The following is a 15,233-nucleotide window of genomic DNA, read 5'->3' on the forward strand; positions in this document are numbered from 1 at the left end:
ACTATTCATTGATGCTCAAACACAGACCGCCCGAGGCCTATACAGCACCGTTAATAACATTCATTTCAATCTCTTCGGCCAACTTCAGCGTATGCTCGCGGATTAACTTTTCAGCCAAATCTGCATCGCGCGTCTCCAATGCCTCAATAATCGACATATGATCGACTATTGACCGCTCCGCGCGCTCTTTCTCCTTGATCGCCTTGGACCTTATTGACCGCATGTGCATGAATAAGCCTTCGGCGGTCTGACTTAACAGATCGCAACCCGCCAAACCCATTACGCTATGATGAAAGTGAATATTTGTCTCAGAGTACTCGTCTATATTGGCCTTCATTGCATCGGTCCCTTCCTTGAAGGTCACAAACATTTTACGCAGCTGCGCAATCTGCTCATCGCTTGCCCTTGTCGTTGCAATCCTGGCCGCCATGCTTTCCAACGCCGCCCATACACAGATAATTTCCAATATCTGTTTCTTGGTCTTTCGGACGACGAATGCGCCACGCCGGGGAATGATTTCAACAAGCCCATCCTGCTCAAGTCGGGTGATTGCCTCGCGCACCGGCGTCCGACTCACCCCCAACTCTTCTGCCAATCGACGCTCTTCCAGTCTGAGCGAACTCTCATCGCTGTAGACATCCATTAAGGTGATGGCTTCTTTTAAGGCCTCGTAAACCTTATCCTTCAAGACGACATTGGTGCTCACTGGTCGCAGTTTTACGGGATGTGCCATTTCGCTGTTACTCCGACTACCCTACTGTCCTTCGGCTGGGTTATGGCCTGGACGACAGTGTTCCAGGCTCACAACCCTATTTACTTCCAATACCCAGATCAACTACCGGCACTATTGTCACCCAGCTTGCCCGCGTTACCCTGATTTACACCCTTGATTCGGGCTTTGATCGCCTGGAACACAGGCAGCAGGAACAGTAAGGCTGCGATCAGCATGGTGACACCGGCAATCGGGCGCTCGAAGAACACCATCGGTGAGCCGTGCGATATCATCAGGGACTGGCGCAGGGAAGACTCGGCCAGCGGCCCAAGGACAATTGCCAGAACCATCGGGGCCATCGGGTAGTCCAGCTTGCGCATCAGGTAACCAACCACACCGAATAAGAGCATCAGCCATACATCATGCATATCCTGTGTTGGCGCGTACCCACCCACCACACAAAGCACGAAGATAACCGGCGCCAGGACAGTAAAGCGGAGTTTCAGCACCCAGATAAAGAGAGGCAGGAAGGCGACGTTCAGAATAACCGCGAACAGGTTGGCCACATAAAGACTGGCGATCAAGCCCCAGACAAAGTCGGACTGCTCAACAAACAGACGCGGTCCCGGCTCCAGCCCCCAGATCACCATACCACCGAGCAAGATAGCGGTAGTGGGCGAACCCGGGATACCCAGCGTGAGCATCGGCAGCATTGAACCGGTACTTGCCGCATTGTTCGCCGCCTCCGGCGCAGCAACACCATCAATATTGCCCTTACCGTAACTGCCCGGGTTCTTTGACAGTGTCTTGGCCATACCGTAGGCCATGATTGATCCCGGTGTTGCACCGGCCGCAGGTAACAGGCCAACAAAGTAACCGATGAAGGAGCCCATAAACATGGTCTTGATGCTCTTCTTCAATTCACCTAGGGTTGCAATAATACGTTGGACATTAACGGTGGCGGATGCAACAGCCACGGTGCCTTTGCTGGTCTCGATGGTCCACAGGATCTCTCCGATACCGTAGATTCCGATCGCAAGAACCAGGAAGTTAATACCGTGGAAGAAGCCGGAAATATCGCCAAAGATCAGCCGCGGTTCACCACTCATCACATCCAGGCCGACCGCACTGAGCACCAGACCAATAAAGATGGAGAAGAAGGTCTTCGGAATATCATCGCCACCCAAACCGATGAACGTTCCAAACGCCAGCATCATCAGGGCAAACTCCTCCGGCGAACCAAACGCCAGAGCGACCTTGGCAAGCGGAGGGGCGAATAGGGTAAACAGAACAATAGAGATGGTACCACCGGCGAAGGAGGCGACAGCCGCCGCCACCAAGGCCTTATCGGCATTACCCTGGACAGCCATGGGTCGACCATCAAAGGTCGTGGCTACCGCAGTGGAGGCACCGGGGATACCCAACATGATGGAACTTACGGCACCGCCATACATGGCCCCGTAATAGATCGCTGCGAGAAAGATAATGGCTGACGTTGGCGGAACAATAAATGTTACAGGAAGAAGGATGGCCACACCATTGACCGAGCCAAGACCCGGCATCGCCCCGATGAATAGACCTACAGCACACCCGACGATGACCAGGAAGAGATTCATCGGTTCAAATGCGACGGAGAAACCGCCTAATAGAAGCTGGAGAATTTCCATGCTACATACCTCATCAAAACACTCTAAGCAAGTTTTTGCTTAAATGGTTATCAAATCGCTGACTTACGAATAATCGTATTCCAGACCCCGGACCGCGATTTACAGAAACAGCTCAAACAGCGGATAAAACAAGGGTTCCAGATAACCCTTCGGCAGCGTGATGTGCAATAGAATCTCGAAAAAGAAGAAAGTGACAACGGGTGTGATCAGTGCCAGGGAAATACTCTCTGTCCAACTATGGCGCCCAAGGGTGCGCATGTACCAGATAAAAAATAACGGTACCGCACCATATACACCAACCAAGTGGATCGCACCGATCATAAGTGTCAGAGAACCGACTACCATACCAATCAGGACGGCCGTCTGATGATCCATGTAAGGCTCCTCCGACTGTGATGGCGGGCTTGTCCTTCTAACCCATCTCACGAGAATCCAGACACAACAAATCAACATGCCTGTGGACAGCCAGAATGGAAACATTCCTCCGCCAGGTCCGATGCCTTTTTGCCAGCCAATAGGTAGTTCCGCGCTCTTCCACATCAGATAGGCGGAAAAAACCCCCAACACCAAGGCCATGATAAACTCCGCTTTGCGCATGACGTTTTTACCTCTCTACACTATCTCATGTAGTCTTCGTGTGAATAAAAAATAGGGTTTGAAACTTGCACAGCAGCACCTAGAAACCACCAGCCTTCAGGCAGGCCCGGACAGCAAACGAAGCATGACGCCTCAGATCCTTGTTCGTCCATAACGCACTGGTTAATAAGTGGTGGTGCACCATGAATGCGCAACTGATGCACGCACCACTTTAGGCGATTTTATTGCTTGATTTCGCCAATCTTGCTCAACAACACTTTGTGATTGTTGTTTTCACGGGTCCAATAATCCTGAAGGTTCGTGCCGGTCATGAACTCACCCTGCAGGCTCTTATCCTTCATGTACTTCTGCCACTCTTCGCTGTTGTACACCTTAGTGAACACTTCACGATAGAAATCCGCGGCTTCATCACTCATACCTGGAGCACCCACAACACTACGCTGCATGTAATACTCGAAAGGCTGGCCCAGCTCGGTCAAGGTAGGGGCCTCTTTGAACAGGGGCAGACGCGCACCGGTGAATGCGGCGATTGGCTTGCTATCGCCAGCCAGGTAGAAGCCCATCTGCTCGGAAGGATTATTCACTGTAGAATCGGCATGCCCGCCGACCAACTCTTTGGCAACACGACCACCGCCTTTGTACGGAACGTACCTGATATTCAGATCATAGGTACGATTCAGATAAGACGTCAGAAGCTCATCCTCGCCACCCCTACCGGTACCAGCCATAATCCAGTCATTGCCTTTGGCCTTCGCTGCCTTTACAAAATCATCGAGCGTGTTTATACCGCTATTCTTGCCAACCCAAAGCAGGAAGGTATCTTCTGCCATGCGCGCAATCGGCGTGAAGTCGAGCGGCTGCACCTTCAGGGCGGGCTGACGCAGAGGCGTGGTATAGAAGCTATTGAGCGTAACCATAACAATATGGTCATCGCCCTTCTTGCTCTTCAGATGCATCAGCGCTTCCGCACCTGAACCACCGGCCTTGTTTACAGGAATGAAGGGTTTTGGCGAGAACTTATGTTTCTGGATAACGGTCTGCATCAGGCGCGCCATCTTATCGGCACCGCCACCGGGACCGGCCATGATGACAAATTCTACGGGTTTTTTCGGGGTCCAGCCTTCTGCAACGACGGATTGTGAGACGCCGGCTAGCGCAGCAAGCGATAGAGTTAGCGCCGGCAGGAATGCCATTTTACGTGATATTTTCATGAGATTTCCTCCTTCGAGCCATTCAGCCAGCATTTATATTTTGCCTTGTACCGATAGCTGTGGATGTCACGTCCAGGCACGAAGACCACCAGCGCCTGAAAGTATTTGGTATACCGTATACTGGATACCTGATCTTAGAATAATCCGCCTCCCGGCAAAAGTAAACATCGAAATCGATGTTTTTTGGAAGTCTTTTCCACAAAACATTTTAGGTTGTTTTGACAGGGTCGCGCTGGAAGCAGCCAAACCGACCTCGAACCGGCTCAGACAGGCACCACGTATAAGGCGTACCGTCTGTCGCACCCGACTAAATGCAGTGCGATTTTAGGCTCCTGGGAGAAGCGAGCACTGGCATTCACTGCAAAGCCGGCCATTTAATCGCCCCATGCAGCGGAGCCGTTACTGGTATTGTTATTGACCTTCAAACCACCTTAGATCGTTTATGAAAAATCTCTTCACAAAGAATCAGAAAAGCACACTTTTTGGAGCATTGGATCACTTAAGGCAGTTAGTGTGCTTGTTACGCGATGTGGCTGTTACCCCGAAAAACCCACCTCGAAAGCGTTAAGCAACCGCCAAAACCAGTTTACCAAAGTGCGAACTGGCCTCCATCGCCCGGTGGGCCTGTGCCGCTTCCGATAGCGGGTAAACTTCATGAACCAGGGGGACAATGGAACGATCGGCAAGAAAGGGAATCACCGCCTTGGAGAAGGCAGCGACAATCTCACTCTTCTCCTCGACCGGACGCGAGCGCAACACCGACCCGATCAGCTGCTGACGCTTGACCATCAACAGGGCCAGATTGATCTCGGCCTTGATGCCACCCGTCACACCGATACTGACCAGACGACCACAAAGCGCCAGTGATTTCATATTGGATGCCAAATAGGGAGCGCCGATATGATCCAGGATCACATCAACGCCGCGCTTATGGGTAAAGGCCTTCACCTCTTCTGCGAAATCCTGCTCCCGGTAATTGATCACCAGATCTGCACCCAGCGCCTTTACGCGCTCTATCTTTTGCGGTGAAGCGGTTACCAGCGTACGCGCTTGTGGAACCAGATTCGCGCACAAATGCAGCGCTGCAGTATTTACACCGCCGCCACCACCGTGGATCAGCGCGCTGCCGCCATTCACCAAACCACCAATCATGAACAGGTTAAGATAGGCGGTAATGTAGGTTTCACAGACACAGGCTGCTTCTTCAAAACGCATCGACTCTGGCACCGGCATGACATGCCCGGTGTAGGCCAAGGCATATTCGGCATAGCCCCCCCCGGCTACCAGGGACATGACGCGATCACCGACCCGCCACGGGCTTTCGCTGTCGGCAATTTCTTCGATGGTGCCGGCGACTTCCAATCCGAGAATCGGGGATTCACCCGGCGGGGCAGGATACTTGCCCTCGCGCTGAACCAGATCGGGGCGATTGACTGAAGTGGCAGCCACCTTGATCAGGACCTGTCCGGATTGTGGTGTTGGCCGCTCCACTTCAGCAAACGATAAAACTTCCGGCCCACCAAACTCATCAATCAATATCGCCTTCATCAACACCTGCCTCCATTTAGCTGTTCAGCATTGGTCCACCAGTCGATAGCTGATCCAATCGCAACCTCACGTAAGGTCTCAGCAGATAGTTGCGATACCCGCCAGCCCCTACCACTCCACCTCTACACGTGCGGCGCAATACTTGAATTCCGGAATTTTGGCAAAGGGATCCAGGGCCGCATTGGTCAATACATTGGCGGGTGCCTCGGCATAACAGAAGGGGATGAAGATCAGTCCTTCTGTGACCGTGTGATCAGAGCGAGCCGTCAGTTCAATGGCCCCGCGCCGGGTAGAGATCTTCACTTTTGACCCAGGCTCGATGTTCAGTCGGCGCATATCTTGTGGTGACAGGCAGGCAACGGCTTCCGGCTCGATAGCATCCAGTACAGCGGCCCGGCGGGTCATAGACCCGGTATGCCAATGCTCGAGCTGACGCCCGGTGGTCAACACAAACGGATACGCCTCGTCTGGCGTCTCATCCGGTGGGATAATCTCAGCGGACACCAGCTTGCCGCGACCACTGCCTGTTGGGAAAACGTCTCGAAAGACAATATCATTACCCGGGACATCCGGACCATCGCACGGGTAAGTGACGGACTCTTCGCTATTCACACGATCCCAGGTGATGTTATTCAGCGAAGGCATTACTGAGGCCATCTCGGTAAACACCTCTCTCGGGTGTGAGTAGTTCCAGTCACAACCGATACGCTTGGCCAGTTCTTGAACAATCCACCAATCCTGTCGCGCATCGCCGGGAGGGGCAAGCGCCTGTCGTCCCATCTGCACCTGGCGATTGGTATTGGTTACCGTGCCATCTTTTTCCGGCCACGCCGAGGCGGGTAGAATGACATCCGCATGGAATGCGGTTTCCGTCAGGAAGATATCCTGTACCACCAGATGCTCCAGTTTGGCCAGTGCCGCGCGCGCGTGATCTGCATCGGGATCCGACATGGCCGGGTTTTCACCCATGATGTACATACCCTTGATCTCGTCGTTATGGATGGCACCCATGATCTCCACCACCGTCAGCCCGGGCTTGGATTTCAGCGGCACGCCCCAGGCCTCCTCAAACTGCGTCCGAATGGATGCCACATCGACCGGTTGGTAATCGGGAAATACCATGGGGATCAACCCGGCATCAGATGCCCCCTGCACATTGTTCTGTCCACGCAATGGGTGCAGACCGGTACCTGGGCGACCAATCTGGCCGGTAATCAACGCAAGGGCAATCAGGCAGCGTACATTGTCCGTGCCGTGCACATGCTGGGAGATTCCCATACCCCAGAAGATGATCGATGAACCGGCCGTGGCATAGGTGCGAGCGACCGTGCGCAAGGTATCGGCATCGATGCCACAGATCGGCGCCATCGCCTCGGGTGTGAACGCCTCTACATGACGCCGCAGGCCATCAAACCCTTCGGTACGCTCCGCTACAAACGCTTCGTCATAGAGCTTTTCGCTGATGATGACGTTGAGCATGGCGTTGAACATCGCCACGTCGGTACCCGGATTGAATTGCAGCGAATACCTGGCATGACGGGCCAGCGGGGTTTTGCGCGGGTCGATCAGGATCAGGGTCTTGTTCTTGGCCGCCTGCTTGAAATAGGTTGCCGCAACCGGATGGTTGGCGGTCGGGTTACTGCCGATAAGCATCACCACATCGGCATCCTTAACCGCGCCAAATGGTGCACTAACGGCACCCGAGCCAACGGCCTCCAGCAGGGCCACCACCGATGAGGCGTGACATAGCCGGGTACAGTGATCGACATTATTGGTATCAAATCCGCTCCGCACCAACTTCTGGAACAGGTAGGCCTCTTCATTGGAACATTTGGCCGAGCCAAACCCCGCCAATGCATCGCCCCCATCACGGTCACGGATTGTCCTCAATCCGCTGGCCGCAAAATCAAGTGCCTCTTCCCAATCCACTTCACGGAAGTACTCCAGAGGATTCCCGGCATCCAGGTCCAGCTGGCCACCCTTGGGGGCGCTCTCCTTGCGAATCAGTGGCCTGGTAAGTCGGTGGGGATGATGGATATAGTCGAAACCAAAGCGCCCCTTGACACACAGGCGATTCTCATTGGATGGGCCATTGCGTCCCTGTACAGCGACGATTTCATTGTCACGGACCTGATAGGTCAATTGACAACCGACCCCGCAGTAGGGACATACGCTGTCAACTTCAGTCAGTTTACCGGTTTTGCCGATACCCCGCTCATCGACCAGCGCAGACTCCATAAGCGCGCCGGTAGGACAGGCCTGGACACACTCGCCGCAGGCAACACAGGTGCTGTCACCCATCGGGTCATCCTGGTCAAAAACCACCTTTGACGCAAACCCGCGATAGGCCATACCGATAACATCATTGACCTGCACTTCGCGACAAGCACGCACGCACAGATTGCAGTTGATACAGGCATCCAAAGCCACATGCATGGCCGAATGGCTGGTATCTGCAACCGGCTGCGTGGTGCGACACGGGAAACGGCTGTCAGTGACGCCGAGCTGATCTGCCCAGTGCCAGAACCTGGAGTCCGGATCATGAGCCAAGGCACGTTTCGGCTGATCGGCCAGTAACAGCTCGATCACACCCCGCTGCGCATTGCGCGCCCGTTCATTATCGGTGTGAACCACCATGCCTTCAGTGGGCTTGCGCTGACAGGAGGCCGCCAGCACTCGCTCACCCTCTACCTCTACTGTACAGGCGCGACAATTACCGTCTGCACGATAGCCGGGATCAGGCTTGTAGCAAAGATGGGGAACCGTAGTACCGCAACGATTGGCCACCTGCCAGATGGTTTCATCGGCCTGCGCTTCGACCTCGCGGCCATCCAGGGTAAAGCGGATAGTTTCGCTCATGAAAAATCCTCACGGAAGTATTTGAGCAACGAATTCACCGGATTGCCGGCCGCCTGACCCAAGCCGCAGATAGAGGCATCCCCCATGAGCCGACTCAGTTCGGTGAGCAATTCCGTGTCCAGCTCGGGTTTTTGCATCAGCTTGACGGCCTTCTCCGTGCCGACACGGCATGGTGTGCACTGGCCACAGCTTTCGTCCTCGAAAAACTCCATCAGGTTAAGCGCGACATCACGCATGTTATCGTGATCTGAAAAGACCACCACCGCCGCCGACCCGATGAAACAGCCGTACTCTTCCAGGGTACCGAAATCCAACGGGACATCGCCCATGCTGGCGGGAAGAATACCACCCGAGGCACCGCCTGGCAGATAGGCCTTGAACCCATGGCCGTCGAGCATGCCACCACAGTACTCATCAATCAGCTCGCGGATGGTGATACCCGCCGGCGCCAACTTGACACCCGGCTCCTTGACCCGCCCCGAGACAGAGTAGCTGCGCCATCCCTTGCGGCCGTGACGTCCTGCGCTGGAGAACCACTCAGCGCCCTTCTCCAGAATATCGCGCACCCAATAGAGGGTCTCAACGTTATGCTCCAGAGTCGGACGCCCAAACAGTCCCACCTCGGCCACGTACGGCGGACGATTGCGGGGCAGACCCCGTTTACCCTCGATGGACTCGATCATGGCCGACTCTTCGCCACAGATATAGGCGCCGGCACCACGCCGGATCTCGATTTCACGACCATCAAGCAATCCGGCGGCCTTGGCCTTGTCCAGCTCCTGCTGCAGAATCTTACGTATCGCGGGATACTCATCACGTACGTAGATATAGACCTTTTTGGCCTCAACCACCCAGGCAGCAATCAGCATGCCTTCAATAAAACGGTGGGGATAGCGCTCCAGGTAATAGCGATCCTTAAAGGTTCCAGGCTCACCCTCGTCGCAATTGACCGCCATCAACCGGGGACCGGGGTAGCTGTTGACGATGCGCCATTTGCGGCCGGCAGGGAATCCGGCACCGCCCATACCCCTCAGTTCCGAGTTGTCCAGGGCATCGATGACGCTCTCTGCATTACGGCTACCATCCAGACACTCCTGCAGTTTTGCGTATCCTCCCGCTTTGACATAGGCCTCGTAACCTTCATACTCCGGCAGATCGGGATGGGTATTACCGCGCCGGATGGCGTCCAGCACGATCTGAATCGTGGCGTTACCCACATGGCTATGCCCCACCTCGGCCACTGGCGCGGAGTCGCACCGTCCCATACAGGGCGCGCGAATTACCCGCACACCATGACCCGCCTCACGCTCCAGCACCGTCTGCAGCTCGCCGCTTCCGGCCATCTTGCAGGAGATACTGTCACACACTCGAACGGTAATCGCCGGTGGCGCCTCCTGGCCCGCCTTGACTACATCAAAGTGTGCATAGAAAGTCGCAACCTCGAATACTTCGGTCTGCGCAATGCCCATCTCATAGGCCAGAGCAGACAGATTAGCCTCGGAAAGACAACCGGCATGATCCTGAATCAGATGCAAGTGCTCGATAAGTAGATCGCGTTGCCGGGAACGGTCGCCAAGCAACTGGCGCACCTCCGCCAAGGCGGCCGGATCAACTTGCCGTCCTTTGCGGGTGCCTGAAGTCTTTTTCCGTCCCGCCCCGGGGTGATCGTGTTTTGCTACAACCTGCGTGGAGTGCGCCATTGTTTACGCCTCTGGCTGAAATGATGATTCAGGCTGGTGATGATCCGTGTACCCATTCAATACCAGCCCCCAATTCGTCAAATTGTTCCCTGCAACGCCTGCTTCAGCGTGGTGCCCAGACTTGCCGGTGAATCCGCAATGTGAATACCTGCACTCCGCATCGCTGCAATTTTGTCTTCTGCACCGCCCTTGCCGCCTGCAATGATGGCGCCTGCATGCCCCATCCGCCGGCCGGGTGGGGCGGTCAATCCGGCAATAAAACCGGCAACCGATTTTTTCACCTTGGATTGCTTGAGGAAGTCGGCCGCCTCTTCTTCAGCGGTCCCACCGATCTCGCCGATCATGATAATCGACTCGGTGGCCGGATCAGCCAAAAACAGATCCAGGCAGTCAATAAAGTTGGTTCCATTGAGCGGGTCACCGCCGATGCCAATACAGGTGGTCTGTCCCAAGCCTGCAGCGGTGGTCTGGGCAACTGCTTCGTAGGTCAATGTGCCCGAGCGCGAGACAATGCCCACGCTGCCCGGCTTGTGAATGTGCCCCGGCATAATGCCAATTTTGCATTCTCCCGGGGTGATTATTCCCGGGCAATTTGGTCCGATCAGTCGAGATGGGGAGTCCCGCAACACCCGCTTGACAGCAACCATATCAACCACCGGAATACCCTCGGTGATGCAGACAATCAGCTCTACCTCCGCATCGATCGCTTCGAGAATGGCATCGGCTGCAAATGCTGGCGGAACATAGATTACAGATGCGGTTGCACCGGTCTGCTCAACGGCATCAGCAACCGTATCAAAGACCGGCAGATCGAGGTGGCGACTTCCTCCTTTACCCGGCGTAACCCCGCCCACCATCTGGGTACCATAAGCAATCGCCTGTTCGCTGTGAAAGGTTGCCTGGGAACCGGTGAATCCCTGACAGATGACCTTTGTGTTCCTATCAATCAGAACCGACATTACGCAACCTCACGAACAGCCGCCACAATCTTGGCGGCGGCATCACCCAGATCATCGGCTGACACAATATTCAACCCGGATCGATTAAGAATCTCTTTACCCATTGCCACATTGGTCCCTTCCAATCTAACAACCAGCGGAACATGCAGGTCAACCTCATTGGCTGCGGACACAATGCCTTTGGCAATCACATCACAACGCATGATGCCGCCAAAAATATTGACCAGGATTCCCTTAACATTCTTGTCCGAGAGAATGAGTTTGAATGCCGCGGTCACACGCTCGGCAGTAGCACCACCACCGACATCCAGGAAGTTGGCGGGATCAGCCCCGTATAGCTTGATAATATCCATGGTGGCCATCGCCAGACCGGCGCCATTGACCATACAGCCGATTGAACCATCCAGCTTGATGTAGTTGAGTTCATGCTTACTGGCCTCGAGTTCGGCCGGGTCCTCCTCATCTTCATCACGCAGTGCTTCAATATTTTGATGCCTGAACAGACCGTTATCGTCAAAGTTCATCTTGGCATCCAGCGCAATTAATTCACCGTTACCTTTAACAACCAGGGGATTAATCTCGATCAGGCTGGCATCAAGGTCTAGAAAAGCACGGTAGAGGGATGAGAAAAATTGGGTGGCTGAACGGACTTGCGCTCCCTCCAGGCCCAGCCCGAAGGCCAGTTTGCGGGCATGGTAAGGGCGCAGACCAATAGCCGAGTCGATTGCCACCTTGAGTATTTTCTCCGGGGTTTTCCCGGCAACCTCTTCAATGTCCATACCACCTTCAGTGGACGCCATCAGGGTAACAGAACTGGTAGCACGGTCGATAAGCAGGCTGAGGTAGAGCTCGCGTACGATGTCACACCCCTCCTCCACATAGACGCGTTTGACCCTCTTTCCTTCAGGCCCGGTCTGGTGCGTCACCAGATTCATGCCGATCATCCGTTCGGCTGCTGACTTTACATCCTGCACGGACTTGACAACCTTGACGCCGCCGCCCTTGCCGCGGCCACCTGCGTGAATCTGAGCTTTGACCACCCAAACCGGCCCGGGCAACTGCTGTGCGGCAACTTCCGCTTCGGCCGCAGAAAAAGCCACCTCTCCCCGAGGAACAGCCACGCCATATTTTGCCAGTAACTGCTTGGCCTGATACTCATGAATATTCATTCATCCTCCGCCGAACCGTGCGTCAGCCGATCTATTAGAATAGTTGGTATACAATATACCTAATATTCGAGCACATGCAACAGATCTAAGCCAGATCAAACAAATTCAGCTCAATAGCAAACGACTACCTGGAATATGGCCAGAATAGGACACTCTGGATAACTAACCACGCCGAGCAGATTCAACCTGGCAGCCTGGGAGAATAATTAAGGATATCAGACGGATATTAAACATGGGGCGTGTGACATGCGACCGCATACAACCATCACCGGGAGGTTCACTTAATAAGTGGGCCGATGCCCCCCAATACAGCGGGTAATCTCATCCGCACTGCGCACTACGTCCAGACCCAACTGGGCAATGCGCTCGTCCGGAATCCTGGCCTTGGGACCTGACAGTGAGATAGCGGCCAGGGCTTTGCCCTGTTCGTCATGAATCGTGGAGGCTACGCAACGCAATCCAATGGCATGCTCCTCATCATCGATGGCGTAGCCCTGCGCCCGCACCTTGAGCAGATCCGCATGCAACGCTTCGGGCGTGGACAGGGTATTTTCCGTTACCCGGGGCAGTCCGTGCTGATGCAGTATCTCGGAGACTTCAGAATCGGTCATTGTGGCTAGAAAAGCTTTGCCGACGCCCGAAGCATGCAGAGGAGCATGACTCCCCAGCCTTACGACCATACGCATTACTTCCCGGCTTTCCACCTGGGCGATGAAAACAGCCCGGCCACTGTCCACCAGGGCCAGGTTGACCGTCTCACCGGTCAGCTCCATCAAATCGTGCATTACCGGCCTTGCTTGAGCGAGATATTCGCGGTGATGCAAGAACGCATTGCCAATCGAAAATGCCCCAACGCCGATATACCACTTTCCCAAAACAGGGTCACTGCGGACAAATAGATGCTGCTGAAAGGTCATCAGCAAACGGTGTGTCGTTGAAGGGGCCAGCCCGACCTGTTGTGCCAAATTCGTCAACCCAACACCATCTTCCGATTCAGCCAACCGCTCCAGGAGGGTTAGACCACGGACCAGGGATTGGATTTGCCCACCGTTTTGGTTTTGGATTGTTTTCCGCCCGGCAGGCCGGCCTCTTTTGCGTACTTCCTGATTTTGCCCTTCAGCCATGCGTTTACTCCGTGTTGATGTACCCTGATATGACACCGGGTAGCAATATAAACATGCTGAAAACTATTTTCATTGGCATGCGTACAATAGTAGAGATGGATAGGCGCCTGCTGCAGAGAGCGTTACAGGCAATTTTATAGTCACAGTACCACAACGACGAATAAATGGAAGTAATCCATATTTTTCATGCAGTTAAAAGATAATACCCGCTTAATATCGCAAAGCCAAATAATACCCAGGCGTTTAACTATCTATTTTTCCCTGTAATGGAAAATGATTCCATTATAGTTGACCAAAATCCCGAGGCATGATTTACTTCAAGATAAAATGGCGTGAGATTCATCCCGCCAAGAATCACTATCTGAGTACCATTCGCCAATGCCAGTAGATCCCAGAAAATTTCTCCAGCAGCTATTCGAAGCCGCCATCGCATCGGCACAGCCCGCTGTTGCGCTACCACCGACCCTACCCTCCCCACCAGTCGGCCGGACTTTCGTCATCGGTGCCGGCAAGGCCTCAGCCGCAATGGCCCGTGTGGTTGAGCAGCACTGGCAAGGACCGCTCAGCGGTGTCGTGGTAACACGTTACGGGTATGCCGTACCTTGCGAACAGATCGAGATTCTTGAAGCCGCCCACCCAGTCCCGGATGCAGCCGGCGCACAGGCCGCCGAAAAGATACTGGATTTTGTACAAGACGCCACCGAGGACGACCTGGTGATCTGCCTGATTTCCGGTGGTGGATCCTCGCTGCTGCCGATGCCACTGCCCGGGCTTACTCTTGAAGATAAGCAGGAAATCAATCGGGCACTGTTAAAGAGTGGCGCCAACATTGGCGAAATGAACTGTGTACGCCGCCACCTCTCGGCTATCAAGGGGGGTCGTCTGGCCGCTGCATGTTACCCGGCGCAAGTCGTGAACCTGCTGATTTCCGATGTCCCGGGAGATGATCCAGGCGACATTGCATCCGGGCCAACGGTGGCTGACCCCACCACATGCGCCGATGCGCTGGACATTATCAAGCGCTATGCCATCAATGTGCCCCCTAAAGTCATTCAACTACTGGAAAGTGGCGAGGGGGAGTCGGTGAAGCCAGGCGCACCCAACCTTCCCGCCATTGACACTCGCATGGTCGCCACACCACAGATGGCGCTGCAGGCTGCAGCCGAGGTCGCGCGGGCCGCTGGTATCACTCCCGTTATACTGGGCGACAGCATCGAAGGTGAAGCCCGAGATGTAGGCAAAGTGATGGCTGGAATCACGCATGAAATCGCCACCCGGGGTGAACTGATAAAACCTCCCTGCGTACTGCTTTCAGGTGGAGAGACCACGGTGACGGTGCGCGGCAATGGCCGGGGCGGGCGTAACGTCGAGTTCCTGCTCTCCCTCGGCATTGCACTGAAGGGACTTGCCGGCGTGCATGCCGTGTCAGGCGACACCGATGGTGTCGATGGGCTGGAAGAGATCGCTGGCGCCTATATCGCCCCCGACACCCTTGAACGGGCCTGGTCAATCGGGTTAAAACCACAAGATAGCTTGATGAACAATGACGGGCACAGCTTCTTCGAGGCGATGGGTGATTCGATTGTCACCGGCCCAACCCTGACGAATGTTAATGACTTCCGCGCGATCCTGATTGAAAAGTGAAAACAGGCTACATATCGCAGCCACAGAGTGATGGAGCACGTTG

At 54.7% G+C, this 15,233-nt stretch carries 11 protein-coding genes; 1 reads left to right on the plus strand and 10 read right to left on the minus strand.

Translation table 11 applies throughout. The features are described 5' to 3' along the window. Positions 1–37: 37 nt before the first annotated feature. The 10 genes from O9K64_RS14240 to O9K64_RS14285 form a co-directional block, all read right to left on the minus strand. Positions 38–733 (minus strand): GntR family transcriptional regulator, encoded by a 696-nt coding sequence (locus O9K64_RS14240; RefSeq protein ID WP_275098748.1) that lies wholly within the window; start codon positions 731–733, stop codon positions 38–40. Between the two features lie 98 nt (positions 734–831). After that, positions 832–2,379 carry a tripartite tricarboxylate transporter permease gene (locus O9K64_RS14245; protein WP_275098749.1) on the minus strand — a complete coding sequence of 516 codons (1,548 nt, stop codon included), beginning with the start codon at positions 2,377–2,379 and terminating at the stop codon, positions 832–834. 99 nt (positions 2,380–2,478) lie between these two features. Further along, complete coding sequence (locus O9K64_RS14250; RefSeq protein WP_275098750.1) at positions 2,479–2,976, minus strand: tripartite tricarboxylate transporter TctB family protein; 498 nt, start codon at positions 2,974–2,976, stop codon at positions 2,479–2,481. 221 nt (positions 2,977–3,197) lie between these two features. Then, a complete protein-coding gene (locus O9K64_RS14255) occupies positions 3,198–4,187 on the minus strand; it encodes a Bug family tripartite tricarboxylate transporter substrate binding protein (RefSeq protein ID WP_275098751.1) in 990 nt (329 codons plus the stop codon). A gap of 564 nt (positions 4,188–4,751) precedes the next feature. Then, on the minus strand, positions 4,752–5,735 hold the full coding sequence (locus O9K64_RS14260; RefSeq protein ID WP_275098752.1) for an NAD(P)H-quinone oxidoreductase: 984 nt from the start codon (positions 5,733–5,735) through the stop codon (positions 4,752–4,754). Between the two features lie 108 nt (positions 5,736–5,843). Then, positions 5,844–8,594 (minus strand): formate dehydrogenase subunit alpha, encoded by a 2,751-nt coding sequence (gene fdhF, locus O9K64_RS14265; RefSeq protein ID WP_275098753.1) that lies wholly within the window; start codon positions 8,592–8,594, stop codon positions 5,844–5,846. Then, positions 8,591–10,294 carry an NADH-ubiquinone oxidoreductase-F iron-sulfur binding region domain-containing protein gene (locus tag O9K64_RS14270; RefSeq protein WP_275098754.1) on the minus strand — a complete coding sequence of 568 codons (1,704 nt, stop codon included), beginning with the start codon at positions 10,292–10,294 and terminating at the stop codon, positions 8,591–8,593. The genes fdhF and O9K64_RS14270 overlap by 4 nt, the downstream gene beginning before the upstream one ends. Before the next feature lie 77 nt (positions 10,295–10,371). Beyond that, entirely contained in the window at positions 10,372–11,253 is an 882-nt protein-coding gene (sucD, locus tag O9K64_RS14275) for a succinate--CoA ligase subunit alpha (protein ID WP_275098755.1), read from the minus strand. Continuing rightward, a complete protein-coding gene (gene sucC, locus O9K64_RS14280; protein ID WP_275098756.1) occupies positions 11,253–12,422 on the minus strand; it encodes an ADP-forming succinate--CoA ligase subunit beta in 1,170 nt (389 codons plus the stop codon). Before sucC ends, sucD begins: the two co-directional genes overlap by 1 nt. 281 nt (positions 12,423–12,703) lie before the next feature. Beyond that, on the minus strand, positions 12,704–13,546 hold the full coding sequence (locus O9K64_RS14285; protein ID WP_275098757.1) for an IclR family transcriptional regulator domain-containing protein: 843 nt from the start codon (positions 13,544–13,546) through the stop codon (positions 12,704–12,706). Between the two features lie 378 nt (positions 13,547–13,924). Here O9K64_RS14285 and O9K64_RS14290 point away from each other — a divergent pair, with 378 nt between their 5' ends. Further along, complete coding sequence (locus tag O9K64_RS14290) at positions 13,925–15,190, plus strand: glycerate kinase type-2 family protein (protein ID WP_275098758.1); 1,266 nt, start codon at positions 13,925–13,927, stop codon at positions 15,188–15,190. Positions 15,191–15,233 lie beyond the last annotated feature (43 nt).

Source organism: Sedimenticola hydrogenitrophicus, from assembly GCF_029017505.1.
Taxonomy (GTDB): domain Bacteria; phylum Pseudomonadota; class Gammaproteobacteria; order Chromatiales; family Chromatiaceae; genus Sedimenticola; species Sedimenticola hydrogenitrophicus_A.

Bases quoted from the DNA above. Each gene is read 5' to 3' on its own strand.
- O9K64_RS14255 (WP_275098751.1), bottom strand. From the start codon at position 4,187: ATGAAAATATCACGTAAAATGGCATTCCTGCCGGCGCTAACTCTATCG.
- O9K64_RS14245 (WP_275098749.1), bottom strand. From the start codon at position 2,379: ATGGAAATTCTCCAGCTTCTATTAGGCGGTTTCTCCGTCGCATTTGAA.
- sucC (WP_275098756.1), bottom strand. From the start codon at position 12,422: ATGAATATTCATGAGTATCAGGCCAAGCAGTTACTGGCAAAATATGGC.
- O9K64_RS14285 (WP_275098757.1), bottom strand. From the start codon at position 13,546: ATGGCTGAAGGGCAAAATCAGGAAGTACGCAAAAGAGGCCGGCCTGCC.
- fdhF (WP_275098753.1), bottom strand. From the start codon at position 8,594: ATGAGCGAAACTATCCGCTTTACCCTGGATGGCCGCGAGGTCGAAGCG.
- O9K64_RS14250 (WP_275098750.1), bottom strand. From the start codon at position 2,976: ATGCGCAAAGCGGAGTTTATCATGGCCTTGGTGTTGGGGGTTTTTTCC.
- O9K64_RS14260 (WP_275098752.1), bottom strand. From the start codon at position 5,735: ATGAAGGCGATATTGATTGATGAGTTTGGTGGGCCGGAAGTTTTATCG.
- sucD (WP_275098755.1), bottom strand. From the start codon at position 11,253: ATGTCGGTTCTGATTGATAGGAACACAAAGGTCATCTGTCAGGGATTC.
- O9K64_RS14270 (WP_275098754.1), bottom strand. From the start codon at position 10,294: ATGGCGCACTCCACGCAGGTTGTAGCAAAACACGATCACCCCGGGGCG.
- O9K64_RS14240 (WP_275098748.1), bottom strand. From the start codon at position 733: ATGGCACATCCCGTAAAACTGCGACCAGTGAGCACCAATGTCGTCTTG.
- O9K64_RS14290 (WP_275098758.1), top strand. From the start codon at position 13,925: ATGCCAGTAGATCCCAGAAAATTTCTCCAGCAGCTATTCGAAGCCGCC.